The 24462-nt window shown below is 60.0% G+C and carries 27 protein-coding genes and 1 tRNA gene; 13 read left to right on the top strand and 15 right to left on the bottom strand.

From position 1 onward, the window contains the following. Window positions 1-22: 22 nt before the first annotated feature. The gene (locus OSC37_RS03635) at window positions 23-1240 is read right to left on the bottom strand and encodes a DUF7094 domain-containing protein (RefSeq protein ID WP_267163246.1); all 1218 of its coding nucleotides are present in this window, start codon (window positions 1238-1240) and stop codon (window positions 23-25) included. Window positions 1241-1582: 342 nt separating this feature from the next. Here OSC37_RS03635 and OSC37_RS03630 point away from each other — a divergent pair, with 342 nt between their 5' ends. From OSC37_RS03630 to OSC37_RS03620, 3 genes are all read left to right on the top strand, one after another. Continuing rightward, window positions 1583-2620 (top strand): helix-turn-helix transcriptional regulator, encoded by a 1038-nt coding sequence (locus tag OSC37_RS03630; protein ID WP_267163245.1) that lies wholly within the window; start codon window positions 1583-1585, stop codon window positions 2618-2620. Window positions 2621-2715: 95 nt separating this feature from the next. After that, window positions 2716-3495 (top strand): electron transfer flavoprotein subunit beta/FixA family protein, encoded by a 780-nt coding sequence (locus OSC37_RS03625; RefSeq protein ID WP_267163244.1) that lies wholly within the window; start codon window positions 2716-2718, stop codon window positions 3493-3495. Further along, window positions 3492-4445 carry an electron transfer flavoprotein subunit alpha/FixB family protein gene (locus OSC37_RS03620; protein ID WP_267163243.1) on the top strand — a complete coding sequence of 318 codons (954 nt, stop codon included), beginning with the start codon at window positions 3492-3494 and terminating at the stop codon, window positions 4443-4445. The genes OSC37_RS03625 and OSC37_RS03620 overlap by 4 nt, the downstream gene beginning before the upstream one ends. Here OSC37_RS03620 and OSC37_RS03615 read toward each other — a convergent pair whose 3' ends face one another. The 9 genes from OSC37_RS03615 to OSC37_RS03575 form a co-directional block, all read right to left on the bottom strand. Then, entirely contained in the window at window positions 4446-4733 is a 288-nt protein-coding gene (locus OSC37_RS03615) for a phosphoribosyl-ATP diphosphatase (protein WP_267163242.1), read from the bottom strand. A gap of 39 nt (window positions 4734-4772) precedes the next feature. Continuing rightward, on the bottom strand, window positions 4773-5378 hold the full coding sequence (gene pdxT / locus OSC37_RS03610; protein WP_267163241.1) for a pyridoxal 5'-phosphate synthase glutaminase subunit PdxT: 606 nt from the start codon (window positions 5376-5378) through the stop codon (window positions 4773-4775). 272 nt (window positions 5379-5650) lie between these two features. Next, window positions 5651-6481, bottom strand: coding sequence for a proline dehydrogenase family protein (locus tag OSC37_RS03605; protein ID WP_267163240.1), 831 nt, complete (start codon window positions 6479-6481; stop codon window positions 5651-5653). Window positions 6482-6547: 66 nt separating this feature from the next. Beyond that, on the bottom strand, window positions 6548-7825 hold the full coding sequence (locus tag OSC37_RS03600; RefSeq protein ID WP_267163239.1) for a halocyanin domain-containing protein: 1278 nt from the start codon (window positions 7823-7825) through the stop codon (window positions 6548-6550). Window positions 7826-7924: 99 nt separating this feature from the next. Next, window positions 7925-9133, bottom strand: a complete 1209-nt coding sequence (aroC, locus tag OSC37_RS03595; protein WP_267163238.1) for a chorismate synthase — start codon at window positions 9131-9133, stop codon at window positions 7925-7927. A gap of 46 nt (window positions 9134-9179) precedes the next feature. Further along, window positions 9180-10328 (bottom strand): signal recognition particle-docking protein FtsY, encoded by a 1149-nt coding sequence (gene ftsY / locus OSC37_RS03590; protein ID WP_267163237.1) that lies wholly within the window; start codon window positions 10326-10328, stop codon window positions 9180-9182. Window positions 10329-10337: 9 nt separating this feature from the next. After that, window positions 10338-10802, bottom strand: a complete 465-nt coding sequence (gene pfdA, locus OSC37_RS03585) for a prefoldin subunit alpha (protein WP_267163236.1) — start codon at window positions 10800-10802, stop codon at window positions 10338-10340. Beyond that, a complete protein-coding gene (gene rpl18a, locus OSC37_RS03580) occupies window positions 10799-10972 on the bottom strand; it encodes a 50S ribosomal protein L18Ae (protein WP_267163235.1) in 174 nt (57 codons plus the stop codon). Before rpl18a ends, pfdA begins: the two co-directional genes overlap by 4 nt. Before the next feature lie 76 nt (window positions 10973-11048). Beyond that, complete coding sequence (locus OSC37_RS03575; protein WP_267163234.1) at window positions 11049-11189, bottom strand: hypothetical protein; 141 nt, start codon at window positions 11187-11189, stop codon at window positions 11049-11051. A gap of 226 nt (window positions 11190-11415) precedes the next feature. Here OSC37_RS03575 and OSC37_RS03570 point away from each other — a divergent pair, with 226 nt between their 5' ends. The 9 genes from OSC37_RS03570 (at window position 11416) to OSC37_RS03530 (ending at window position 18887) form a co-directional block, all read left to right on the top strand. After that, window positions 11416-12528, top strand: coding sequence for a methyltransferase (locus tag OSC37_RS03570; RefSeq protein ID WP_267163233.1), 1113 nt, complete (start codon window positions 11416-11418; stop codon window positions 12526-12528). Window positions 12529-12647: 119 nt separating this feature from the next. Next, entirely contained in the window at window positions 12648-13724 is a 1077-nt protein-coding gene (locus tag OSC37_RS03565) for an archaeosine biosynthesis radical SAM protein RaSEA (RefSeq protein WP_267163232.1), read from the top strand. 138 nt (window positions 13725-13862) lie between these two features. Next, entirely contained in the window at window positions 13863-14063 is a 201-nt protein-coding gene (locus tag OSC37_RS03560) for a hypothetical protein (RefSeq protein ID WP_267163231.1), read from the top strand. 162 nt (window positions 14064-14225) lie between these two features. Further along, complete coding sequence (locus tag OSC37_RS03555; RefSeq protein WP_267163230.1) at window positions 14226-14558, top strand: LppM family (lipo)protein; 333 nt, start codon at window positions 14226-14228, stop codon at window positions 14556-14558. Window positions 14559-14723: 165 nt separating this feature from the next. Further along, window positions 14724-15485 carry a GTP cyclohydrolase III gene (locus OSC37_RS03550; RefSeq protein ID WP_267163229.1) on the top strand — a complete coding sequence of 254 codons (762 nt, stop codon included), beginning with the start codon at window positions 14724-14726 and terminating at the stop codon, window positions 15483-15485. A gap of 105 nt (window positions 15486-15590) precedes the next feature. Then, a complete protein-coding gene (locus OSC37_RS03545) occupies window positions 15591-16151 on the top strand; it encodes a CBS domain-containing protein (protein WP_267163228.1) in 561 nt (186 codons plus the stop codon). A gap of 33 nt (window positions 16152-16184) precedes the next feature. Next, on the top strand, window positions 16185-16649 hold the full coding sequence (locus OSC37_RS03540) for a GNAT family N-acetyltransferase (protein ID WP_267163227.1): 465 nt from the start codon (window positions 16185-16187) through the stop codon (window positions 16647-16649). Window positions 16650-17071: 422 nt separating this feature from the next. Beyond that, window positions 17072-17145: transfer RNA gene (locus OSC37_RS03535), tRNA-Thr, on the top strand. Between the two features lie 155 nt (window positions 17146-17300). Continuing rightward, window positions 17301-18887 (top strand): long-chain-fatty-acid--CoA ligase, encoded by a 1587-nt coding sequence (locus OSC37_RS03530; RefSeq protein WP_267163226.1) that lies wholly within the window; start codon window positions 17301-17303, stop codon window positions 18885-18887. A gap of 231 nt (window positions 18888-19118) precedes the next feature. On the opposite strand, the gene OSC37_RS03525 is transcribed toward OSC37_RS03530, so the two are convergent. The 5 genes from OSC37_RS03525 to OSC37_RS03505 form a co-directional block, all read right to left on the bottom strand. Beyond that, entirely contained in the window at window positions 19119-19826 is a 708-nt protein-coding gene (locus OSC37_RS03525; RefSeq protein ID WP_267163225.1) for a helix-turn-helix domain-containing protein, read from the bottom strand. A 62-nt stretch (window positions 19827-19888) separates the two neighbouring features. Then, window positions 19889-20065 carry a hypothetical protein gene (locus tag OSC37_RS03520; RefSeq protein WP_267163224.1) on the bottom strand — a complete coding sequence of 59 codons (177 nt, stop codon included), beginning with the start codon at window positions 20063-20065 and terminating at the stop codon, window positions 19889-19891. Between the two features lie 109 nt (window positions 20066-20174). Beyond that, a complete protein-coding gene (locus OSC37_RS03515) occupies window positions 20175-21860 on the bottom strand; it encodes a sensor histidine kinase (protein WP_267163223.1) in 1686 nt (561 codons plus the stop codon). A 132-nt stretch (window positions 21861-21992) separates the two neighbouring features. After that, on the bottom strand, window positions 21993-22991 hold the full coding sequence (locus OSC37_RS03510; protein WP_267163222.1) for a glutathione S-transferase family protein: 999 nt from the start codon (window positions 22989-22991) through the stop codon (window positions 21993-21995). 79 nt (window positions 22992-23070) lie between these two features. Beyond that, complete coding sequence (locus tag OSC37_RS03505; protein ID WP_267163221.1) at window positions 23071-23964, bottom strand: 1,4-dihydroxy-2-naphthoyl-CoA synthase; 894 nt, start codon at window positions 23962-23964, stop codon at window positions 23071-23073. 112 nt (window positions 23965-24076) lie between these two features. Here OSC37_RS03505 and OSC37_RS03500 point away from each other — a divergent pair, with 112 nt between their 5' ends. Beyond that, on the top strand, window positions 24077-24451 hold the full coding sequence (locus tag OSC37_RS03500; protein WP_267163220.1) for a cupin domain-containing protein: 375 nt from the start codon (window positions 24077-24079) through the stop codon (window positions 24449-24451). The last annotated feature ends 11 nt before the right edge of the window (window positions 24452-24462 follow it).

Raw genomic sequence — 24462 nt, 5'->3', positions numbered from 1 at the left:
TTCAAGACCGCCGGGTCGACGGTCAGTCGGGGAATACTGCGATTGAGACTTCCTGGCCAGTGTCAGTCTCTGCAGTTATTTCGAAGGAGCCGACCGGCTGCACCGTGTAGAAGTCACCGCCGGATGACATAGTCCTGATGGGAGTATCCTCGACAGAGACGGTGATATTGTTGTATATCAAATCGTCTGTCTCGATGACCTCGATCAACATTGGACCAGTCGGGTTCGTCAGCTGGATGTCGATCCTGATTCCGTCGTTTGTTGCCTGCGTGAAATCCGTTACCGGGACCGAGAACGCATTCTTCTCGTGGATTTCGTGGTAGGGGTTCGTGGTCCGGCCGTCGATGTACGTCTGGAGGGTTCCGTGCGTGTGGCTCGAAGTAACCCGGTATGTTGCGGAGTTCCCGAATCCTCTGAGTTGCGGGTTAAACGTGTCTTTCATCGACCACGGGTACAAATTCTGTGCCCGCTCGAGGGCGTCTCTTGCTTCTGAGGCGTCACCGATTCCAAACTGTTCCGATGCATCTCTGTCGTATTCGCCCAAAAGCGTCGCCTCCCGGAGGAAGGTACCGTCCTCGACTGAAGCCAGTATCAGTGACTCGTTTCCTGCCTGGACGTACATCTGAGTTGCGTCAGCCGTCGAGAGTCCTGTCTCAATTTGCGAAAGGAACGCTGATTGGAGCAGCGAAGGCTCCCCATTGAAATTCGAGTATCGACTCGAGAGAGAGTCAGTGTCTATCGCTTGCTGCATGACATCGGCGATATTGCGGTACTGTTCGCCAGCAACGCCCAGGCGGACGAGCTCTCTGAACAGCTGTGTCTCTCGGATATCTCCGTTACCGTACTGGCGATAGAGCTGGCGTTCCTGTGTTTCCAGTGCCAGGGCGCTCTGCTCCAGTTCTGTCAGGAGACGGTCGTGGAACGCTCTCTCATCCTCTGTGTTCGATAACTGCTGTTGCAGCCCACGCTTCCGGTGCTCTCCCTGGAGACGGAGTGCATCTCCCTGAACCGCACCTGCAACATCGAGTGACACAGATTCGTACTGCTGTTGTTTAATTTCGCTCTCGTCAAGCGAAAGGTAATTGCTGGAGTTACTCACGTCGATAATGTGAGTGGTACTGTTCGTGACCTGGCCTGCCTCCCAGAGCGGCTCGTCGGCGCTGGCTGTCACAGCTGTCCCCCCTGCTACCAGGAGGGCACTCACACAGAGTATCAACAACAGCCTGGAGGGACGCGACATATCACTGATGTATTGCCGGCCGGTCTATAAAAAGGTCGCGGAGATGAACCGAAACAGAGCCCTTGCGTTGTGGTACTGACAGCAGCTACATTCGTCGGTAAGGTGGCTCTAGACAGTTTATACGGCTGCCTAACGTTTCATAGTAAATGTTTTCCGGTGTGAGGGGCAAGAAGCCGGTACATGCCCGAGTCGTCCCGCGTTGCCCTCTGTTCGGTCTCTACCCTCTGCTTTGGTATCGTTGTGATGGTGGTGTTCTGTGGGTTTGCTGTGGGCGGTTCTCTATCGGCTCCCACGTCTGACAGCGTGCTCTCTGAGAGGACACACTCCGCCCAGAGTGCGGCGGTGAACACAACCACCATCGAAACGAACACGACCTTCGTTGTCGAATTACAGACCGACGGCAGCGCCCGCTGGCAGGTAACGGAGCGCTTTAATCTCTCTACTCAGCGTCAGCGCCAGACGTTCGACGACCTGGCCACGGAGTTTGAGTCTGGATCTCTCGACGGTCGGGACCTCGGATTTGAGGCGTTCGAACGCGCCAGCGAACTGCTCGACGCAGAAATCGACCGCGACATCGCGATAGTTGACCCGATTCGGTCGAGCAGCGTCGACAACGCCACTGGGAAACTGACGCTCTCGTTTACCTGGGAGAACTTTGCTCGCGTGGAGGACAGCAAGCTGTACCTCGACGATGTCTTCGAGACAGACATCGGCCTCTGGATTGACAGGCTCAGCCCGAGCCAGTCCCTCAGAATCGAGGCACCCGAGGGACTAGGATTTGACGACGCCGGCAGTGTCCCCGAGGAGGGTGCATTGCGCTGGGACGGACCGACCTCGTTTTCGAGTGAGACACTCCAGGCAGTTATCGGACTCGGCTCCAATGGTCCTGAGCCGACACCGACTATCACGCCGGCTTCAACGCCAACACCTGATGGCACCGACCCAGCTACCCCGGGTGGTGGCAATGGCTTCTCGCTGGGCCAGTTCGGTATGGTCCTCGTTGCATTCGGCGTAGTCGGCGTTCTGCTGGCTGGCGGGATGATGGCTGTCGGTCCCGAGCGTGTGCGAGAGACGGTTGCGGAGCTGGGAACCAACGAGACAACCGAGGAGACGACCGAAGATCCTGTTGAGACAGCGCCCGACAAGGATGTTGACCCCGAGCTGCTGAGTGACGAGGAACGGGTCGAACGGCTCCTCGAACAGAACGGTGGACGGATGAAACAGGCGACGATTGTCAAGGAGACTGGCTGGTCGAACGCAAAAGTATCACAGCTCCTCTCCTCGATGGAAGCAGATGATCGCATCGATAAACTTCGGATCGGCCGAGAGAACCTCATCTCGTTCCCGGATGAGGATATCACCGATATCGGCGACCGGTAAACAGACTCTCTGTTTCCAGTTCTGGGTGAAACTCTCCTCCCGTTTACGGAGTAACCAAAAACGTTTATGCAGAGTGGGGCCCCATACTCGCGTGTATGAAAATCCTCGTGACAGTGTCGGAAGTCGCGGAGGCCGACGACGAGTTCGAAATCGACGGCCTCAGTATTGACGACCGCTACCTGACCTACGACCTCAATGAGTGGGACGACTACGCCATCGAGGAGGCAGTTCAGATTAGTGAGTCCCAGGACGACGTGGAGGTTGTCACGGTAACGGTCGGTCCGGAACGCGCTGAGGAGACCATCCGCCAGGGGCTGGCAAAAGGTGCCGACCGCGCCGTCCGCGTGTGGGACGATAGCCTCGACGATGTCGACCTGGTTGACTCCGCGACGAAGGCCCGCCTGCTAGCCGGTGTTGCCCGTGAGGAGGAGCCAGACCTCATCCTGTCGGGCGTCCAGACCGCCGACATGGCCTTCGGCGCTACCGGCGTGGCGCTGGCCTCAGAACTCGGCTACGAGTGGGGTGCGGTCGTCAACCAGCTCGACCTCGAAGACGATGTTGCCTCTGTCCACCGCGAACTGGAGGGTGGCGTCGAAGAGCTGACCGACGTGGAACTGCCTGCTGTCCTGACCATCCAGACCGGCATCAATGAACCTCGGTACGCGAGTCTCCGTGGTATCCGCCAGGCTCAGTCCAAGCCACTCGATGTCAAGGGGCCGGAGGACCTCGACGTCGAGCTTGGTGAGTCGCTCCTCTCATTGACCTCGCTTGAGGTGCCCGAAACTGAGAGCAATGTCGAGGTCTTCGAGGGGAGCGCCGAGGATACCGCCGACGAGCTTGCGACGCTCCTTCGCGAGAAGGGGGTGGAAGCATGAGCGACGTACTCGCTGTCACCGAGCACCGGCGCGGTGACCTCCGTGATGAGAGTTTCGAGCTCGTCACCGCGGGTCGTGAACTCGCAGACGGAACTGGTGGTGACCTCCACCTTGCAGTAATCAGCGGCGACGTGGACACGTTTGCCGAGGAGCTGAACCGTGAGGGTGTTGATGCAATCCACACCGTCGAGCACGGTGAGGAGTTCAACCACGACGCCTACACCCAGGTAATCGAGCAACTCGCCGACGAACTCGATGCTCAGTACGTCGTTTCCCCCCACAGCGTTAACGGGCTCGACTACGCGCCGGCTGTTGCACAGACGCTTGGCTACCCGCTGGTAACCGATATCGTCGGCGCCGACACAGGAGACGGACTCTCTGTCACGAGAGAACTGTACAACGGCAAGACCGAAGCAGATATCGCAGTCGACAGCGAGCGCGCGTTCGTAACCATCCGTCCCGGCGAGTGGGAACCCGCCGAGGGCGAGGGCTCTGCAGCGATTGAAGAGTTCGACGCCACGATCGACGAAGAGCAGGTCCGTTCGACGGTCACCGGCTTCGAAGAGGTCGGGTCGGGCGATGTCGATATCTCCGAAGCCGACGTGCTCGTCTCCGTTGGCCGTGGTATCGATGAGGAAGACAACCTGGACATCATCTTCGATTTGGCCGACGCACTCGACGCGACTGTCTCCTCGTCCCGGCCGATTGTCGACAACGGCTGGCTCCCACAGGATCGTCAGGTCGGCCAGTCCGGTAAGAAGGTTACACCCGAAGTCTACATCGCTGTCGGTATCTCGGGAGCCGTCCAGCACGTCGCTGGCATGAAAGGCGCAGAGAACATCATCGCCATCAACAACGATCCGAGCGCACCGATATACGATATCGCCGACTACGGTATCGTCGATGACCTCTTCGAGGTCGTCCCGGCGCTCACAGAGCAGTTCGAGTAACTAGCGTCGCTTTGCGAGCTCGTCTCTGAGGTCATCGACGGTCATGTCGTGCATCGCGAGCAGAACCAGCAGGTGATAGACGATATCGGCGGCCTCGTGGGCGAGTTCCTCGTCGTCGGCGTCTTTCGCCGCGAGGACGAGCTCTGTCGACTCTTCGCCCAACTTCTCCAGCACCGCGTTTTCCCCTTTCTCGTGGGTGAAAAGTGAGGCGGTGTAGGAGTCTTCGGGGAGGTTCTGCTTGCGGTCTTCGATGATATCGAACAACTCGTCGAGAACGTCGTCTGTCATGGCTAGCCGTAGCTGTGCCACCCCCTTATGCGGTCGGAATCACACCAGCGAGCGGACCGCCTCGTCCTCGAAGAAAGCGAGGTCGTGGATCCGAGAGTCGGCTGTCAGTTCGGGATGGAAGGCAGTCCCGACAAGCGGACCCTGCCGGACGGCGACTACCCGGCCGTCCCAGGTGGCGAGCACTTCCACGTCGTCGCCGACGTGCTCAATTGCGGGGGCACGGATGAACACCGCGGGGAACTGCTCGTCGAGGCCCGCGACCGAGAGCGGAGCCTCGAAGCTCTCTCGTTGACGGCCGAATGCGTTGCGTTCGACCGTCACATCGAGCAGATCGAGCGTGTCAACGCGGTCGTCGCCGGAGTCGGAGCTGACCAGAATCAGCCCCGCACAGGTTGCCAGTATCGGCTTTCCGGCCTCGGCGTGCTCCCGAATCTCGTCTGCAATTCCCTCTCGGTGGACCAGCCGCGATATCGTGGTCGACTCGCCGCCGGGCAACAACAACACGTCACAGTCGGGAACGATACCCGCCGTTCGAAGTTCTCTGACGTTCGTTTCGAGTCCGTGGCCCCCGCCAGCACGCTCGATTGCCCGCGCGTGCTCGGAGACATCACCTTGGACTGCCACGACTCCTACGGTGACTGTCATACACTGAATTACGGCTACCTCGGAAAAAAGGCCGCGGTTACGGCGATACCTCTGGCTCTGTCGGCTCTTGTCGCAGAAACTGAGTCAGTCGTCGTCTTGTGGCTCGTGCTCGACTCGGTCTGTGTTTGGTGGGCTGCTGTACAGCATTCCTCGGCTCAGACTATGTTGTGCCATACCAATCCTAAATTTGTGGCGGAATATAAGATTGACCCTTATATATCCTAAAATAACATCGATATTCGGAGCGGCTTCGCCAGAAAAGTTGGGAATATTCAACTAGTCAGCACCGCTCGCGCAGCGAACGCGACGTTCTCCTTACGCTCGCGGACCCGCCGGTAGAAGTACGAGAGCCACTTGCTTCCGTAGGGGATATACTGGTAGACAGGGATGTCTTGGGCCGCAAGCTCTCTCTGTGCACTCTCGCGGACGCCCATTAACATCTGGACCTCGTAGGGCGTTCCGTACTCGTCGTGAAGCTCACGGGCGTGGGATATCATCTCGGGGTCGTGGCTGCCGACACCGATACCGCCGTCGAACTCTCTAAACGCGTATTCGAGCAGGTCCTTGTAGACTGCGTCGACGGTCGATTTGTCCTTGTGTGCAACCTCAGGCGGTTCGTCGTATGCCCCTTTGACGAGCCGGACCTTCCCCGGGAGGTCGGCGAGCCGTTCGAGGTCTTCGCCCGTGCGTTTCAGATTCGCCTGCACACAGAGCCCCATGTTGCCGTCAGTCTGGCGCGTGTACTTCTCGTAGGCGTCGAGGGTCGTATCCGTCGTCGTGTAGTCCTCCATATCGACCCAGACGCGACAGTCGGCCGCATCGACGATACGGCCGAGGTTTTCCTCAAACACGTCCGCACCGATATCGATCCCCAGCTGGCTGGGCTTCACCGAGATACAGCCCACCGCGTCGCGCGAAGAAATCATCTCTGCGAGTTCGATGTACTCTTGAGTGTCCTCGCGGGCGTTCTCGGGGTCCTCGTAGTGTTCCCCGAGGAGATTAAGGATGCCGGCAACTCCTTGTTGGTTGATATCCTCGACGTGAGACAGCGCGGAACGTGGTGTCTCACCGGCGACGAAGTTGTTTGCAATTGGCGGTATCATATTCACTACTGAGGGCTATCGACTCTTGAAACCTGCTGTTTGCAACACGCTGAGGCCTGGAGGGCGCTACTCTTCGACGATGATAGCGCCGAGCTGGCCGATAGCGGCGTGGGGCTGGCACTCGTAGAGAATGACACCAGTCTCCTCGAAGGTGCGACTCCAGGTGAAGCCGCTGTTTTCGATGCCGGAGTTGAACTCCGCGCCGTCAGTCGCGCGCACGCTGTGGCCGTCACTGACCCACTCCCAAGTAACCTCGGTTCCCGGGGTGATGCGGACTGCGGCCGGACCGAAGGCGTAGTCAGGCTCGTTCGCGCCGTTCTCGATTGTCACGGCGTCGGTGTCTTTCATGTCCTCGATGGAGCCGTCGTAGCCGTTGGCGTCAGCCAGGTACTCATCGACCTGGTTCGCTGCCTCGCCGCCGTCACCGCCGTCCCCGCTGCTCGAACCGTCGCCTTCGACGATGATAGCGCCGAGCTGGCCGATAGCGGCGTGGGGCTGACACTCGTAGAGGATAACGCCGGGTTCGTCGAAGGTGCGACTCCAGGTGAAGCCGCTATTCTCGATGCCGGAGTCGAACTCTGCGCCTTCCACGGCTCGGACGCTGTGGCCGTCGCTGACCCACTCCCAGGTGATTTCTGTCCCGGCATCGATGCGGACTGCGGCCGGACCGAAGGCGTAGTCGGGCTCGTTCGAGCCGTTCTCGATGGTAATCGAGCCCTGGCCCGTCATGTCTTCGATGGAGCCGTCGTAGCCGTTGGCGTCAGCCAGGTACTCATCGACCTGTGCATCGGCGTTGCTTCCGCCACCGCCACCACCACCACCGCCGTCGCCGACGATGATAGCGCCGAGCTGGCCGATAGCGGCGTGAGGCTGACACTCGTAGAGGATAACACCAGTCTCCTCGAAGGTACGACTCCAAGTGAAGCCGCTGTTCTCGATGCCGGAGTCGAACTCCGCGCCGTCAGTCGCGCGCACGCTGTGGCCGTCGCTGACCCACTCCCAGGTGACCTCAGTTCCCGGGTCGACCTGGATTGCGGCCGGGCCAAAGGCGTAGTCGGGCTCGTTCGCGCCGTTCTCAATGGTTACCGATTCCTGGCCGGTCATATCGACAACCTCGCCGTCGTAGCCGTTCGCCTCGGCGAGGTAGTCGTCGACCTGCTCCTGGGGCGACATACTGCCGCCGTCACCGCCGTCTTCGCTCTCACTGCCTTCGCCGTCGTCGCTTGTCGTCCCTGGGACGCCTTGCGTGTCTGCGAAGGGGCCGATACAGCCAGCGAGTCCCATCGCCAACGATGCACCGCCCGCCTTCAGTAACTTCCGTCGGTCGCTATCAAAGTCCGTCATTTATCTGGTCGTTCCTGACTTACTACGCGGTTCGATTGAAAGCTTCGGTTTTCCCCGCGAACCGAGAACGCTGTTGGGCGGCCACGTGTGCTCTTCCACTCAGCTCTCGTCCTCCGAGACCGCCCCGTCGTTGCGTGGACTCGAAGGGTGGTACGGTGTATCGTACTCGCCAGATCGGTTGTCGAGCCGGTCGGGGTTGATGTAGCCTCCGAGGAGCATGAAATCTAAAACCACCAGCCGCAACATCGCCTCCAGGACCGGAACTGCCCGTGGCATCAAGACCGGGTCGTGACGGCCGACGACCTGTGCCTCTTTCTGTTCGTCTGTCTCCCAGTCGACTGTCTTCTGGCGCTTCGGGATGCTGGTCGGCGCGTGCCAGGTCGCCTCGCCGTAGATTGGCTCGCCGGTTGTGATTCCGCCCTGGAGTCCCCCGTGGTCGTTGCCTTCGGGGACCGGGTCACCTTCCTCGCTCACGACTTCTGGGCGCGTGCCGTCGTCGAACTCCCAGTCCTCGTTTCGCTCGCTGCCACGCATCGTTCGGGCGTCCCACCCGGCCCCGAACTGGAAGGACGTGACCGCGGGGATGGCGAACACGGCCTGGCCGAGCCTGGCGGGGAACGAATCGAATCGCGGCGCTCCAAGCCCTCGTGGGACGCCCCGACACTCGAAGTAGACTGCGCCGCCGATCGAATCGCCCTCCTGCTGGTAGTCGTCGATTGCCTCTCGCATCCGGGCTGCGGTCTCTGGGTGAGCACACCGCACGTCGTTTTCCTCCGTGTGTTCGAGCATCTCCTCGAAGCTGACCTCGGGCGCTTCGATATCACCGACCTGGCTGACGTGGGCTTTGACCTGCACGTCGTGGTCGCTCTGTTCGAGCACCTGCTTTGCCACTGCGCCAGCAGCCACCCAGTTTACTGTCTCGCGCGCGGAGGAGCGTCCGCCACCGCCCCAGTTTCGCGTTCCGAACTTTGCAGAGTAGGTGAAGTCGCCGTGGGAGGGGCGCGGTGCCGTCACGAATGGTTCGTATTTGCCCGACTGGGCGTCTTTGTTCTGGATGCCCATCCCCAGCGGTGTCCCCGTGGTGTAGCCGTCCTGCAGCCCAGAGTTGATCGAGACCTTGTCAGGTTCGCCCCGCGAGGTCGTAATCATCGACTGTCCGGGCTTGCGACGGTCAAGCTCTGCCTGGATGTCACTCTCGTCGAGTTCGACCCCTGCCGGACAGCCAGAGACGGTACAGCCCATCGCCTCGCCGTGGGACTCTCCGAATGTCGTTACCTGAAAGAGTCGGCCAAACCGGTTCCCGTTCATTGCAACCTACTCGGGAACCCGGCCCCTAAAACATCACGTCCGCGGCCTACTCTTCACTCAGTAGCTCGTCGACAATGCGGTCGGGTTCGAAGGCCTCTATGTCGTCGTAGTCCTGTCCGGTTCCGAGAAACAGGATTGGCTTGCCTGTGACGTAGGCGACCGAGATAGCCGCGCCGCCCTGCTGGTCGGCGTCGGCTTTGGTCAGAATCGAGCCGTCGATTTCGGCGGCGTCGTTGAACTCCGTCGCGCGGTTGACCGCATCCTGGCCGGCGACTGCCTCGTCGACGAACAGCGTCATATCAGGGTCGATGACGCGGTCGATTTTCTCCAGCTGGTCCATCAGCCCGTCGTTCGTGTGGAGCCGGCCGGCCGTGTCTCCCAGCACCACGTCCACGTCGTTCGCGTCTGCGTACTCTACCGCATCGTAGATGACTGCCGTGGGGTCTGACCCCTGCTCGTGGGAGATGATTTTCTTGCCGAGGTTGTCGGCGTGCTGTTCGAGCTGTTCGTTCGCGCCGGCCCGGAACGTATCACCGTTTGCTAGCACTGTCGAGAGGCCGCGCTCCTCGAAGTAGTGTGACAACTTCGCAATCGTCGTCGTCTTCCCGACGCCGTTGACGCCGGTGAAGATAATGACGACGGGTTTGTCACTCTCGGCGACACGCTCCTCAAAGTCGAACTGCCCGACGCTGATGACGTCGTACAGTGCTTCACGGAGCGCGTCCCGGACCAGGTTCCCTGTGCTCGAAAGCCGGCGTCGAGTTTCGCCGACGAGATTTTCTTTGACCCCGTCGAGAATTTCCTGAGCGACTTCCATCTCGACATCGCTACCGAGCAGTGCGAATTCGAGTTCTTCGAGGTGGGCGTCTAGGTCATCCTCGTCGACAACCGTTTTCCCTGTCGCCAGCAGTTTGGCACGCTCACGAATGCCGCGGCCGTCGTCATCTGATTCAGAGGCTTCTGTGTCGGCCTCTGCTTCAGTCTCGGGGTCGGTTTCAGTCTCGGCCTCTGCTTCGCCTTCCTTTCTAGCATCTGTCTCCGTAGACGATGCTGGTGCCTCAGCCTCGGCCTTTTGATCCGGTGGCGCTTCGGCCTCGTCCTCCGGTGTCGCCTCGGTCTCGTCGTCCTCGACCTCGACGTCCTCTTCGGCGTCCTCGGTGAAGCTACCGAGCTTGTCTTTGAGTCCGTCGAACATGTCGCAGGCTTACTCGTCTGGCTGCTGCTGTTGCTGGAGCTGCTGCATCTGCTGTTGCTGGAGCTGCTGTGCTCGGTCTTCGAGGTCGTCTGCCTCGGCCTCCAGCTCGGAAATTTCTTCCTGAACGTCCTCGACACGCGTGTCGAGATGCTCTTTTTTCGACTTGAGCGTCTCGATTGCGCCTTCGCTGTCGCGCTCTGCGGCGTAGTCTGCGCCGAGGTCGACGATTATCTCGTCGATGTCCGCAATCTCTGCACGAACGTATGCGTCGCCGCCGAGCGGAACCTGCACCATCGACTCGGAATCGAGAGTTTCGATTGCCTCGATAGCGTCGTCGATTTCCGTCTTCTCGGTCTGGAGCGACGTAATCTCGTCCTGCAGGACCTCCTGCTGTTGTTCGATTTCTTCGATGGCCTGTGCAATCTCCTGCAACTGTCCGCCGCCACCGCCACCGCCGCCACCACCGAGGCTCATTGTGCCACCTCTTCGATTTCGACCTGTGGTCGCTTGAGACCGTGTTTCGAGCCAAAGTCGGCGTAGACGTGCTCTGTCGCAACGTTTTCGTTTTCTGCTTCGAGTTCCTTCTCGAAAGTCTGCCAGCCATCTCGGGCCTTCCAGCGCCCGGTGACCGTGTATTCACTCATACTTTCAGGTCCGATACGTAGCGGGAAGAATCTTGCTACTTGGGGGTCGTCCGACCATAATCTATATGCTTTGTCATCAAAAACAGTCAGTCGCATTGAACAGGGTCTCCAGGTCGTCTCGCCGCATCTGAGCGGCGACGGCCGGCTGGCCGGCTGTGGGCACCGTGTCGAGTCCGTCCGGCGGGACTGATTCGGGTGGTGTTACGCTTTCGGCCACTGGCTCGCGTGCCTCGTTAGCTATTCTACCGCGAGCCGCTGTCTCATCGCAGCGACTAGTTGCTCTCTTCTGGGGCACGCAGGTCCAGTACACAGACTGCCAGCTACATTCGCCCCACATCAATGCCACACGCAACACGACTCCGACCGTATCGCCCACGACTCACGACCCGGCAGGCTGACTCAGCCCATCGGCCCACTTGCCCCGCAGGACGGGGTGGTCATCGATGACGCTCACACTGGAGGCACAGGTCCCCGAGACTCCCGACGCCTACCACTTTCGGACCGCCGACGGACTGCACGCCGCCGACGAGTTTCGCGACGCTGACCTCCTGTTGCTCGAAACGCTGTGGGAGCACTCGCTCGATGACCTGCTCGTTGTCCAGGGGAACTACGGCGTCGTCCCGACAGTGCTCGACGCCACCGCAGACACAGTCACGATGACCGAGACCAGTTCCCGGGCCGCTCGCCTCGCCCGGACAAACATCGACCGAAACGGTGCGTCGGCAGATGTCTCTCTGAGTCCCACAGTCGCCGAGGTCGAACGGAGTTTCGACGCTGCCTGTTACGCGCCGAAACCGTACACACCACTCGATGTTGGCAAACGGCGACTCGTCGATACCCTCTCTGTGCTCCGCAAGGGCGGACGGCTCTACGTCGCTGGGGAACCCTCGGCGGGTATCAGCCGCTACGAAAACTGTCTTCGCGAGCACGCGTCACACGTCGAGGTAGTCAACCAGACGGGAAGGTGCCGAGTAGTTGCGGCGACCCGGTCCGGAGATATCGGCAAAACTGCGTTCTGTCCACGACAGACAATCACCGCTCACGTCGACGGCGTCGACCTGTCGATGGTCACCGAGCCAGGGCTGTTCTCGCCGAACAGCCTCGACGACGGTACGCGGCTGCTTCTCGAAACTGCGGTCCTTGAAGACGGCGAGAAAGTACTCGACCTCGCCTGTGGCTACGGACCAGTCGGTGCGTACTCCGCGGCCACAGCCGATGTTGATGTCCTCCTGACCGACGATAACGCCCGAGCAACTGCGTGTGCGGCGGCCACACTCGATGCGACCGGTGTCGAGGGCCGAGTCCGCACCGTCGACTGTCTCTGTGGCCTCCATCATCCTGTCGACCGCGTCTTGTGTAACCCGCCGACACACGCAGGGAGTGGCGTTCTATCGGACCTGTTTGGCGGCGTAAAGCGAGTTCTCGGAGCCGGCGGTGAACTCTCGGTCGTCCACCATCGCTCGCTGGACCTCGACGAGTATCTGGAACGGGTCGGGACCATCGTCGACAGGACCGCAGGCACGGAACACACCGTCGTGACAGTTCGCTCGACGTAGACACCACTCGTCGGGACAGACTGCAACCGCCGTCTCGTTTCGGACGACAGAAGGCGACGATTGCGCGAACAGGCGGTCAATCGCAGGGGGTTTAGTTCCTGGGCCGCTATCGACGTTCAATGAGTAAACCGAGCCCCGAGGTCTACGAGGAGGGCAAGGGCATGGACGCCCACAACCAGGCGATGCGGGAGATTCGTTCCCGAAAGGACGAGACCTACGACCCCACCGAACCGACGCGGGTCTGGCTCGACGAGGACAACACGCCAGACGGCGTCTACGACTCGTTGACAATCATCCTGAATACGGGTGGCTGTCGGTGGGCGCGGGCGGGCGGCTGTACGATGTGTGGCTACGTCGCAGAGAGCGTCGACGGCGGGACGGTCGCCCACGAGGACCTGATGACACAGGTGGAGAAATGCCTCGACCACGAGGACGAAAACGCCGACGAGCCGGCTGGGCAAATAAAAATCTACACCTCAGGCTCGTTTCTCGACGAGCGGGAGGTCCCCGCCGAGACCAGACAGGCAATCGCCGAGACGTTCGCCGACCGCGACCGGATGGTCGTCGAGTCGCTGCCCGATTTCGTCGACCGCGAGAAGATTACTGATTTCACGGAACACGGTATCGAGACAGACATCGCTATCGGCTTAGAGACCGCGACCGACCGGGTGCGACATGACTGCGTGAACAAGTACTTCGATTTCTCGGAGTTCGAGCGTGCCGCCGAAGCCGCCCGCGACTGCGGCGCTGGCATCAAAGCCTACCTGCTGATGAAACCCGCCTTCCTCTCTGAATCCGAGGCAACCGAAGACATGGTGCGCTCGGTCAAGCGGTGTGCGGCCGTCGAGGGGTGTCATACAGTGTCGATGAATCCGTGTAACGTCCAACGTCACACCATGGTCGAGGACCTCTACTTCGATGATGGGTATCGGCCGCCGTGGCTCTGGAGTGTTGCCGAGGTGCTCCAGCGGACAGCCGACGAAGATGTTATCGTCGTCTCTGACCCGGTCGGTCACGGGAGTGACCGTGGACCACACAACTGTGGCGAGTGCGACGACCGCGTCCAACGAGCCATCAAAGATTTCAATCTCCGACAGGACCCTTCAGTCTTCGAGCAGGTCTCCTGTGAGTGTGAGTTGACCTGGCAGACTGTCCGGGACCGCGAACAGAGCTACTCGATGCCGTTGACCCGGTAAATACGGCGGTTCCGATAGGCCCGGTGTTCTCTCCACGACAACCTCTGACCTGGGCGGCTTGCACATCACACTGAAAATTTAAACGATACTGATATTACAGAACTATTTTATATCCGCCGCGTGAGATTGTGCCTGAGTATGTCTACCAAAGAGACAACGGGGAACAACGGTCGAAACACATCACGAACGGTCGCGATGTTGGCGGGGCTCGCTCTCGTCGTGTTGCTCGCAGGATGTACGGTTACCTACGAGGCAGACATTGCATCTGATGGAAGTATCGAGCAACTCTCTGTCGAAATCGATATGGGAGAGGAACTGTACCAGAGTGCACAGTCCTAGGCCGAACAGGAGGGATACGACAGCGTCGGTGAGTACGTCTTCGAGGGCGAGGGCGAAAACGAGATAGACGAAAGCGCCTGGGATTCAGTCGACATTAGTGACGACGGGGAGAGCACAGTTGGCTACACCGCAGAGGGGGGCTCTGCCGATAGTCTCGATAACGTGAGTATCACTGTCGACGATGAAGCCGGCGAGATAACCTACGTCGATACCGAAGGCGTCCAGACAGACACGGGCGGCAACTCCGGGACGTTCGGCGAGATTCAGTGGGAGTACACGGTAAACATGCCCGGCGAGGTCATCGACACCACTGGAAACGCCGACGGGTCGAGCGTGACCTGGACGAGCGATGAACACGCGAACGTGACCGAACTCCGCGTCACCAGCGAACAGACCGGCGACAGTGATGGCTCCGGTCCTGGTTTCGGCGTGGTGACCGGACTGGTCGGACTGGCTGCCGTCCTCGGCCTGGGGCTCGCTCGCCGACTGCGTTGATATCCAGGCACGGACTCCATCCTGGCGCTGCTCCCGGGGGTGAATCGGTATCTGACGGTGAACGAGCCGCGATTTCTGCAGTCTCATCCGGTTGAGCGGAGTGGTTACCAAGAAAGAGACGTTTCCCAAGAAAGATACCCGAGCATACCGAACAGACAGGTATCCGTGACAAACACCCAGGTCACTCATATTCAGATAGACAACTACGGTCCCTGGACCGTGACACCGGAGCCGCGGCGAGAGGTCGACCTTCAGACGCTGCAATCGCGGCTATATGCCGATCTCTCGCAGCTGTTTGGTAACCGCGATGGCTATGTGTTCTTCACCCGATTCGACAACATGGTCGCTATCTCGAACGGTATCGACATCGAGGCCCACGAACTCGTCCAGGAGTCGGTCTCGAACCGCTACCCGGTGACGATGAGTCTCGGCGTCGCGACCGGTCGGAGCCCGGTGAACGCTCTCGGCACCGCGACCGAGCTACTACAGGAGGCGGGAAGCGCACAGGACCAGCACCGTCGAGAGATTCTCAAAGGCCGTCCAATCGACGACGAGTTCCGCGCCGAAGACGACATCCAGCTTGCACACTTCGATGTCGACAACGCCACCGAGAAATACACCGACGAGCTCAACGAGTTCGATACGTTCATCAACATCGAACAGGGGTACGCGGAGCTGATGCAGTACATGCGCCGGGCCCACGACTCCCTGTCGTTTTTCGTCGGCGGCGACAACATCATCGCAATCTGTCCGGACCTCGACCGCGAGGCCTATCGTGATGCCATCGAACACGTCAAGCAGGCCGTCGACGTGCAACTCAAGGTCGGCGTCGGACGAGGAGCGAGTGCCTCCGACGCCGGGATGGACGCCAAACACGCCCTCGAAGAGTGTCGCGCTGACGGCAAGCGAGTCGAATTCGCTTTCTGATACCCGAAGGCTGCTCGTGGCTCCCTAACCATGAGAATACGAGTGTGGCGCATATAAACGTACTGTAGATATCTTTTTCCCCGCGTATGCAAAATGGTAGCATGTATGAACAGGGACGTGACCGTGCAAGACGTGATGGACCGTGAGTACGTGGGTGTCAGTGAATCGGACGGGCTTATCGATACCGTCGAGTTGCTCCTCCGAAACGACGCTGAGACGGCAGTCGTCCAGCGCGGGAGCGAACTCGTCGGGGTGATGACCCAGGAAGATGTTCTCGCACTGGTTGTCGAGGGGCCTGAGCCAGACACAGCGGCGGTTGGCGATGCGATGACAGAAAGCGTTCCGACGGTCTCGCCCGATACTGGGTTAGACGCCGCTGCCGATATGATGTCTGCACAGGAGTCACACCGACTCGTCGTCACCGCCGGTCCCGAGCCGATGGGTATCCTTTCGGAGCGAGACCTCCTTGCTGGTCGAGAGCTTGGCGGACCCGCTGAGCCTCGTGACAGCGAGCGAGCTGTAACCGAGGCCAGCACCGGCATGGAGGGTGACAGCGAGCGGGGAGGGTACGAAGACCGGAGCATCTGTGAGGCATGTGGCACCTTCGCGAGTGACCTCTCGTCGTTCAACGGCCAACTGTTGTGTCCTGACTGTCGGGCGATGTAACTGTCCCCGCTCCGTACGGTCGCCTATCTTGCCATGGACATACTGACGCCATCTCTGTCAGCTGCTGAACAACTCGTCGAGCAGTGGCTCTCGCTGGCCGAGGGTCAGCGCCGCTTTCAGTCACACCTCCTCGTCTCGGAAAACCGGACCCGTATCCGGGAGTCTATCTGTAACCACATCGCTACCGGCCGGTTACTCGTCGCTCGGGCTGAGACAATCCGTGGATTCGTCATGTTCACCATTGAGGTCGGCGGCTACGAGCAGGACGTGACACGCGGGCTCGTCGAGAACCTCTACGTCGAGCCCGATTCCCGCAACGACGGGATTGGCTCGCGGCTGCTGGAGGCGGCAGAAACAGAGCTACAGAGCCAGGGGGCAGATGTGGTCGCACTTGATGCCATGGCGGCCAACGAGGCTGGCCGTCGGTTCTATCGGCGTCACGACTACGAACCTCATCGGCTGGAACTCGAAAAATCTCTCTCGGCGGTGGATGAATGAGTCCTGCCTCATGGACAGTCATCAAGATTTAGCATAGTCGTCGCTGTGCCACCCAGTGGATACATCCTCGCTTAGCTATGAGCCGCCCATCGACGCCTGCCAGTTCGACAGACGATGAACCCCAGGGATCGACACCCACACTCGCAGAGCCAACACAGCTTGTGACGCCAACGACGCCCATACAACTCGATAGAGGCGGTATCGTATCCGACTCCTGTGGTGGATTTTGGTGCTTCTTCGACAGGACGGTTCGACCAACGCCTACTCGACGGTCACGGCAGTCTAGATTAAAAACTATGTTCACTGTTTACATGCGGCGAGTCCGAAGTACGTGGAGATGGCTCCTGTCTCTCTCGGGACCGTCTCCCACGGTCGGTCGAAAGCGATACACACTCAAAGGACCCCCTGCAAACTGAAGGTGTGCCAGGGGAGCTTGGGTGGTCCAAGCACCCGACTTGTAATCGGGAGTTCGAGGGTTCAAATCCCTCCCCTGGCTTCGTACTTCTTCGGTCGTCGCCCTGAACTGTTGGCAGCAGATTAATCTGTTCTGCAGGTGTCAGATACTGGGGTCTCTCTTACTGGAGGTTCTCCGCGTTACGTTCTCCTTTTTGAACAAAAGCTATAACACAGAATCTTGCCAAATTGTATCGCATGTCAAGCTACCCCACAATCGGTGACACACTCGAACAGACTGTTGCGCGGTATCCCGACAACGATGCGATAATCTATCCACACAAGGACCAACGCTGGACCTACGAGCAATTCAACGAGCGCGTGAATCGGCTTGCAAACGCAATGATAGACCTCGGTATCGAGAAAGGAGACAGGGTCGCAACTGTCCTCCACAACGGCTCAGAGATCGCTCTCACCGTCTACGCCTGTGCAAAAATCGGGGCCGCGTTCACTCCTCTGAACTTCCGACTGCCGGCCGGCGAAATTGAGTACATCGTCAACGACGCCGAGGCAAAGATGGTGATCTACGAGTCCGATACGCAGTCGGCAGTCGAGGGGGCCCGGCCGGAGCTAGAAAACGTCGAGGAGTTCGTCTTCGTTGACGAGGGGGTCCCTGAGGGAACACGGGACTTCTACGGTCTTCTCGAATCTGGTCACCACGAGAGCCCCGACGTAGTCGTCGACGAGGACGATATCTACGCGTTCATCTACACGTCTGGGACGACAGGTCGTCCGAAGGGGGTCGTCCACGAACACCGCGATATGATCGAGCACAGTCTCATCGTCATCGCCGAAATGAACATCACCCGGGACGATGTTGGACTCTCTATCCTTCCGCTCTATCACTGTGCGGAACTGCATGCCATGCTGTTCACGCGCGTCCACCGGGGAGCGACAAACGTCATCCATCACGAATTCGAGCCACAGGCCGCACTCGAAGCCATCGAAAAACACGACGTCTCTGTCTTCTTCGCCGCTCCAACCGCGTGGCACGCCCTCGCCCGGACAGCAGCAAACGCCGATGTCGATGTCTCCTCGCTGGAGCGAGGGCTCTACGGTGCGGCTCCGATGCCTGAAGAGGTGCTCAACATGGCGATGGAGCATCTCTGTGAGGATTACGTCCAGGCGTACGGAATGACAGAGATTGGTCCGTGTGGTGTCTTCCAGCGGCCAGACGACCAACTCTCGAAACAGGGGTCTGCCGGCCTCCCGGCACCGAACCACGAGGTCCGAGTGGTTGAACCGAACTCGTCTCCGAGTGACGTAGTCGAACAGGGTGACGTCGGTGAGATAATCATCGCCGGCCCATGTACGATGCGAGAGTACTGGAACCGACCCGACGCGACGGCAGCGTCGCTCCGGGAAGTGGGTGGGTCTGAATGGTACTACACCGGCGATATCGGATACTTCGACGAGGACGGCTATCTCTATCACGTCGACCGCAAGGACGATATGATCGTCTCCGGCGGTGAGAACATCTACCCGGCAGAAGTCGAGGACGTGCTCTTCCTCCACGAGGATGTCACGGAGGCGGCAGTGCTGGGGGAAGACGATACGGAGTGGGGCGAGCAGGTTGTCGCTTACATCGTCAGCGATGGCGACACGACGGCCCAAGAGTTGGACGAGTTCATGCGTGAAAGCGACCGGGTTGCCGACTTCAAACGCCCCCGGAAGTACTACTTCGTCGATAGCCTCCCGAAAAACCCTAGCGGAAAGGTACAGAAGTTCAAACTCCGGGACGAGGACGCGAACCTCGACCCCGACTCGGAGTCAGTCAGCAGGTGAGCCTGCTGTCTGTGTTGTCGGTCGCCGCTCTGCATCTCCGGAACTGACTCCGACACACCCACTCGAAGGCTGGCTGATGGGTGGTTTTCGAGAGCGCGACTGTGGGCATCGATGGTTTCTCATAGTGATTGTTGCCAGTCGTTACCGCCGTCGGGAAACGAGATGTGGGCCTCACGTCGTGAAACGCCGAGATTCGTGACGTGGTCACGAAAATAACCGCAACAATCACTATCAGGGAAGACTCCGGTGGCCGTCGAGTAACTCGCTGTGTTCGACGTTCGATACCGCGAGCGCGAACGTGTCGGCCCGTGCAAGGTCGGTCGCATGTTCCCAGACATCTTCGACCTCGATACCGTGAAGCACCACCACGTTGGGGGTCGGCTTGATGACACGCTGTGCGACGAGCGGTGACTCGCCCCGTGTGACGTTCGTAAAGACCAGCGCACGGTTGGTGCTCTCGCCGTAGAGACTGTAGAAGTCGTCGCTGGAGAGCCGCCGGATGGCTTCGATGCTGTCGATGACAGTGTGCCCCGCAACAGTGTCGCGGTTCCCACCAACCAGCTCAGTCGCACCGATTGCTTCGTAATACCGCTCTAAGGGAACGTTCGCGGGGTACTCTCGAAGATCTAACACGACCTCGCTGTCGAACCCGGCAGAGAGGACGCGGGTGTACTGGTGGATGTGTTTGCCGCCGCGTTGCTCGTCGATGTCGAGCAGTGCCGTTATCGACCGCTGGATAATGTCGATACCGGGGTTCTCGCGCCGGCCACTCTCGTAGTCAGAGATAACCGACGGTGAAATACCCAGCGCGTCGGCCAGGTCGGTCTGTGCAATCTCGAAGTCCATCCGCCACTTCTTGAGCGTCGCGCCGGGGTCGTCGCTGAGTGTCACCTCTCCTGCTATCTTCTCGGCTAGCTGTTCCCGTGCCCCACGTGCCATACCAAAGGGCCTCTCGTTTAGCGGAAAAGTGTACCGGTGACCAGGGGACGGCGATACGGTTGTCAGTCGGCACCAGCAGGTACAACGCCGCTGGCTGTCTCGGGCGAAGATACCTCGCTAGCCGAGGCCTCCATGAGCGTTCCGAACGTTTCCATCTCCGACTCGTAGGCCTCGTAGGCTTCTTCGAATTCGTCCATTGTCGATTCGAACTCATCCATGATTTCGTCAAACTCGTTCATCGTTATTACAACATAACAGCCCGAGCCACCTCAGTTCTCTACCAATCCTGTTAGTATACAAAGCTACTGGGGGTACTAACTAGTTAGGGCGTCATCTGGTTTTGTCGGATTACCCGGCGTCGCCGTCTCTCTCCTTTGATGCCCGGGGCAACCGGACTCCGACGCGACAGCCTGTCTCGGTGTTCTCGAACGAGAGGGTTCCGCCAGCGCGCATGACCAGCCAGTTGACCAGCCACAGCCCGACGCCGCTCGTGTGTTTGAGGGGGGTCTCCTCACCCTCGGTAATTGTCTCTCTCTCCTGTTGGTCGATACCCGGGCCGTTGTCTTCGACGGCGATAACAGCGTGCGTATCGTCACTCGCCTGGTCGTCGTATCGGAGTGTTACAGTTGGGTTTTCGGTGTCAGTATGAACGAGCCCGTTCGTGACCAGTTCCTCGAAGGCGGCGACCAGCGACGGTCCTCCAGCAACGTCGAGTTGGTCCGGGAGCTCGACGACGACGGTGCCGTCGTGACGGCTCGCCTTGGTTCCGAACTCGCCTTTGAGTTCTGTCGCTATATCGAGCGCGCCGTCCTCGTCTGCGTCGAGAAGGCGCGAGATCCGACCGACTTTGTTACTCCGTGCCACCACGTCGTCCAGGCTCTCGATTGCATCGCCGAGGAGTTCAGTCTCGCCGTCCAGTTGCATCTTCGATAGCTCTATTTTCCCCCGAACGACGTTCAGCTCGTTGCGGATGTTGTGTCGGAGTATCCGGTTCAAGACATCCAGGCGCTGTTCGCGCTGTCGCCGACGGGAGACATCTCTAAGACTCACGACTGTTCCCGAGAAGACACCGTAGGCACCCGTCAGCTCGGCAATCTGCAGGTCGAAATATCGCTGTTTCCCGTCTTGCTCCAATGTGACCGTCTCCTGGCTCTCGTGGCCTGCCACCTGCTGTGCCAGCTCGGGGTGGACGGCCGAGAGCTGAGTCCCGAGCACTGCGCTGTCGAGGTCGAACAGGGTCGTGGCCGCAGGGTTGTGGTCGATAATCCGGCCCTCGTTGTCGAGCATGAGGATGGCGTCGTCGAGTTCCGAAAGGACCGCCTCTCGCCCGGCGTCACGGGTCGCCGGCGCGACGCGTGCGAATTCGGGTTCAAGGACTACGACAGCGATTCCAAGGGCTGCAAGGATGTAGCCTATCCCAGCGGCGTCAAACGCCGAGCGGATCGGGCCGAGAACCGTCGCTGCGTTCAACACCCCCGGAACCGCAATCGCCATCAACAACACCGTCCCCTGTAGGCGAACGCGCTGGCTTTGCCGTAACACTGTCCGAAAGACGAGCGACATTCCCGCCACGAGGAGGACGTAGACAAATACCTGGTGGCCCCAGTAACCGAGACCGTACTCGTGTGTGACGACGTTGAACCCGCCACCGACGCTGGTGATTGTTGTCTCTCTCCATATCAGGTCGTTGTTTGTCCACACAAGCAAGGCCGCTGCGAGGGGCTCAACGCCCAGCAGTGCAACAAGCGTTCGACCGGGAGCGTGAATGCCCGTGTATCTGAGGGCGAACGCAAACCAGGCCGCCGGTGCGACCGCTGACAGGACAAACGCCACCCGTGTCCAGAACACCATCGCTCCGTAGTTACCAACTGCAACGGTCAGCCCTTCCGCGAGCGTCCACAGTGAAGCAGCCAAAGCCAGGGCCGACAGTGCTCTCACTCCTGGGGCCTCTCGCGCACGCCAGGCGAACAGCGCGAGACCAACACCGACGGCGGCGGCGAGCAAGACCAGCGGAAGATACCACGACGTAATCATCCCGACTCTCGATTGTTTGGTGGTTGCTCAGATAAAGCTGGTCGTGCTGACGCGTATCTGTCCCATATTTCTCTTCGCTGTGAATGCGGTCCCCGCTTGATTTGGACTGGGTGACTGAATTCGTGCTCGTCTCTACTGCGTTGGCGAAACCAGTTCGCTCGGCGGTCCCCCCGGAAGCTCGTCTCTCTCGTGGGGCTGGTCGAAATCGAGCTCCGGCCCGGTCGCGATGATGCGCGTCGGCGTCACGTCCGGATGGGTTGTGTAGTAGTGTTCTTTGATGTGGTCCATCACGACAGTCTCGCCGACGCCGGGCGTCTGATAGAGGTCCCGGAGATACGGCCAGAGGGTGTCGTACTGGTGGATGAACTGCCTGTTACACATGAAGTGGGTGTGATACACCTGGTCGAATCGAACCAAGGTCGTGAACAGACAGATGTCAGCCTCAGTCAGCCGGTCACCGGCGAGATATCGCTGGTCGGCGAGCAGTTCGTCGTAGTAATCGAGCGCGTCGAACAGTTCCGTCACGGCCTCGTCGTAGGCCTCCTGTGACTTGGCGAAGCCAGCCCGATAGACGCCGTTGTTTATCGGCTCGTAGATATCTTCGATGAGCTGGTCGACCTCTTCCTGGTATCCCTCCGGATAGAGGTCGATATCCGTACCGTACTCGCCGAACTCGGTGTCGAGCATGCGGAGAATCTCCGCGGACTCGTTGTTCACGATGGTCTCCTCTTTCTTGTCCCAGAGGACAGGAACGGTCACCCGACAGGTCGCATCGGGGTCGGCCTCGGCGTACAGCTCTCGGAGGTAATCGCTGCCGTACAGCGAGTCCTCGGTGCAACCCTCCTTCTCGGGGGTGAACTGCCAGCCGCCCTCGTCGCGGAAGGGGTCGACGTAGTCGACCGAGATGACATCTTCGAGGCCGTTGAGCGAGCGCGCGAGCAGTGTCCGGTGTGCCCACGGACAGGCGTTACAGACATAGAGGTGATACCGGCCCGTCTCGGGCTGGAAGCGTGCCTCGGGGTCGTCGCGAATCTGGTCCCGGAACGGGGTTGTCTGGCGCTCAAATTCGCCGTCGTCGTTTGTCGATTTGAACGCATCTGTCCGCCACTCGCCGTCGACGAGCATGTTCATAGAACTGGGTTAGGGCTATACACCTAAGACTGCTTGGCTCGGATGCGGGCCGACGGCCTGTTCATCTATCGCGCTGATATCAGTAGTGCCAGGGATACTGTCGGAAGTTCGGCTCGCGACCCTCGTTGAAGGCGTTGCGGCCTTCGGCAGCTTCGTCGGTCATGTAGCCGAGGCGGGTGGCCTCGCCGGCGAAGACCTGCTGGCCGACCATCCCGTCGTCGGCCATGTTGAACGCGTATTTCAGCATCCGTATCGCCATCGGCGACTTGCGCGTTATCCGATCGGCCCACTCCAGCGCCACGTCTTCGAGGTCGTCGTGGGGGACGGCTTCGTTGACCATCCCCATCTCACGGGCCGTCTCGGCGTCGTAGCTCTTCCCGAGGAAGAATATCTCACGGGCCTTCTTCTGGCCGACCTGCCGGGCGAGATACGCCGAGCCGAAACCACCGTCGAAGGAGGCGACATCTGCGTCGGTCTGTTTGAACATTCCGTGTTCCTGGCTCGCCAGCGTGAGGTCACAGACGACGTGGAGCGAGTGGCCGCCGCCTGCCGCCCAGCCAGGGACGACACAGATGACGGGCTTTGGCATGAACCGGATGAGGCGCTGGACTTCGAGGATGTGGAGACGGCCGACGCCCTGGTCGGCTGCCGGCTCCTCATCGTCCTCGTACTCGTAGCCCGAGTCACCGCGAATCGACTGGTCGCCGCCCGAGCAAAACGCCCAGCCGCCGTCTTTCGATGACGGGCCGTTTCCCGTCAGCAAAACACAGCCGATATCTGCCTGTTTTCTGGCGTGGTCGAGCGCCCGGTACAGTTCATCGACCGTCTCCGGCCTGAATGCGTTGCGCACGGACGGTCGGTCAAAGGCAATCCTGACGGCAGGGACCTCCGTCCCCTGGTGGTACGTGACATCCTCGAAGTCGAAGGCATCGACAGGCTCCCACTGTGAATCTGCAAAGAGTTCCGAAACCATACCGCTTTTTCGCCCAGCGGCTATTTGTGTTCGGTGGTCCGGTCTGTCACAGAGCGAGACAAATACCGCCAGCACCCCAACTAATTATGCCTGGTCCCCGTAGAGATACGACATGAGCTACTCGAAGGTCAACACCGACGATGTCGAGAAAGTCTCTGACGCGATGCACTTCCTCGGCGACCCTCTCGACTGTCGCCAGGTTGGCGTCACGATGGTTCGGTGTGACCCAGACTGGAAGGGGAAGCCACACGACCACACTGACGACGGCCACGAAGAGGTGTACATCCTCGTCGATGGGGAGGCGACTGTCCGTATCGACGAGGAGGACGTTCCGATGGTCAGCGGTGACGCGGTCTGGATTCCACCTGCCGCGACACGGCAGATTCGAAACGGCGACGAAGAGAGCTCATTCGTCCTTGTGAGTGCGCCAGAAAATACCGAACAGGCCGAAGAGTCACAGTGGGAACCCCGTGGCGTCCAAGGGTGAGCCAGCGTCAC

It is taken from the genome of Halovenus salina (genome assembly GCF_026410925.1).
Classification (GTDB): Archaea; Halobacteriota; Halobacteria; order Halobacteriales; family Haloarculaceae; genus Halovenus; species Halovenus salina.
This window is presented reverse-complemented; position numbering and strand designations above follow the sequence as displayed.

What these genes read in the sequence shown, in the direction of transcription:
- OSC37_RS03615 (WP_267163242.1), bottom strand. Translation starts at nt 4,733, where the DNA reads ATGACAGACGACGTTCTCGACGAGTTGTTCGATATCATCGAAGACCGC.
- OSC37_RS03515 (WP_267163223.1), bottom strand. Translation starts at nt 21,860, where the DNA reads ATGATTACGTCGTGGTATCTTCCGCTGGTCTTGCTCGCCGCCGCCGTC.
- OSC37_RS03600 (WP_267163239.1), bottom strand. Translation starts at nt 7,825, where the DNA reads ATGACGGACTTTGATAGCGACCGACGGAAGTTACTGAAGGCGGGCGGT.
- OSC37_RS03545 (WP_267163228.1), top strand. Translation starts at nt 15,591, where the DNA reads ATGAACAGGGACGTGACCGTGCAAGACGTGATGGACCGTGAGTACGTG.
- OSC37_RS03625 (WP_267163244.1), top strand. Translation starts at nt 2,716, where the DNA reads ATGAAAATCCTCGTGACAGTGTCGGAAGTCGCGGAGGCCGACGACGAG.
- OSC37_RS03505 (WP_267163221.1), bottom strand. Translation starts at nt 23,964, where the DNA reads ATGGTTTCGGAACTCTTTGCAGATTCACAGTGGGAGCCTGTCGATGCC.
- OSC37_RS03510 (WP_267163222.1), bottom strand. Translation starts at nt 22,991, where the DNA reads ATGAACATGCTCGTCGACGGCGAGTGGCGGACAGATGCGTTCAAATCG.
- aroC (WP_267163238.1), bottom strand. Translation starts at nt 9,133, where the DNA reads ATGAACGGGAACCGGTTTGGCCGACTCTTTCAGGTAACGACATTCGGA.
- OSC37_RS03570 (WP_267163233.1), top strand. Translation starts at nt 11,416, where the DNA reads ATGACGCTCACACTGGAGGCACAGGTCCCCGAGACTCCCGACGCCTAC.
- OSC37_RS03540 (WP_267163227.1), top strand. Translation starts at nt 16,185, where the DNA reads ATGGACATACTGACGCCATCTCTGTCAGCTGCTGAACAACTCGTCGAG.
- OSC37_RS03565 (WP_267163232.1), top strand. Translation starts at nt 12,648, where the DNA reads ATGAGTAAACCGAGCCCCGAGGTCTACGAGGAGGGCAAGGGCATGGAC.
- rpl18a (WP_267163235.1), bottom strand. Translation starts at nt 10,972, where the DNA reads ATGAGTGAATACACGGTCACCGGGCGCTGGAAGGCCCGAGATGGCTGG.
- OSC37_RS03500 (WP_267163220.1), top strand. Translation starts at nt 24,077, where the DNA reads ATGAGCTACTCGAAGGTCAACACCGACGATGTCGAGAAAGTCTCTGAC.
- OSC37_RS03605 (WP_267163240.1), bottom strand. Translation starts at nt 6,481, where the DNA reads ATGATACCGCCAATTGCAAACAACTTCGTCGCCGGTGAGACACCACGT.
- pdxT (WP_267163241.1), bottom strand. Translation starts at nt 5,378, where the DNA reads ATGACAGTCACCGTAGGAGTCGTGGCAGTCCAAGGTGATGTCTCCGAG.
- OSC37_RS03620 (WP_267163243.1), top strand. Translation starts at nt 3,492, where the DNA reads ATGAGCGACGTACTCGCTGTCACCGAGCACCGGCGCGGTGACCTCCGT.
- OSC37_RS03560 (WP_267163231.1), top strand. Translation starts at nt 13,863, where the DNA reads ATGTCTACCAAAGAGACAACGGGGAACAACGGTCGAAACACATCACGA.
- OSC37_RS03520 (WP_267163224.1), bottom strand. Translation starts at nt 20,065, where the DNA reads ATGAACGAGTTTGACGAAATCATGGATGAGTTCGAATCGACAATGGAC.
- OSC37_RS03530 (WP_267163226.1), top strand. Translation starts at nt 17,301, where the DNA reads ATGTCAAGCTACCCCACAATCGGTGACACACTCGAACAGACTGTTGCG.
- ftsY (WP_267163237.1), bottom strand. Translation starts at nt 10,328, where the DNA reads ATGTTCGACGGACTCAAAGACAAGCTCGGTAGCTTCACCGAGGACGCC.
- OSC37_RS03635 (WP_267163246.1), bottom strand. Translation starts at nt 1,240, where the DNA reads ATGTCGCGTCCCTCCAGGCTGTTGTTGATACTCTGTGTGAGTGCCCTC.
- OSC37_RS03525 (WP_267163225.1), bottom strand. Translation starts at nt 19,826, where the DNA reads ATGGCACGTGGGGCACGGGAACAGCTAGCCGAGAAGATAGCAGGAGAG.
- pfdA (WP_267163236.1), bottom strand. Translation starts at nt 10,802, where the DNA reads ATGAGCCTCGGTGGTGGCGGCGGTGGCGGTGGCGGCGGACAGTTGCAG.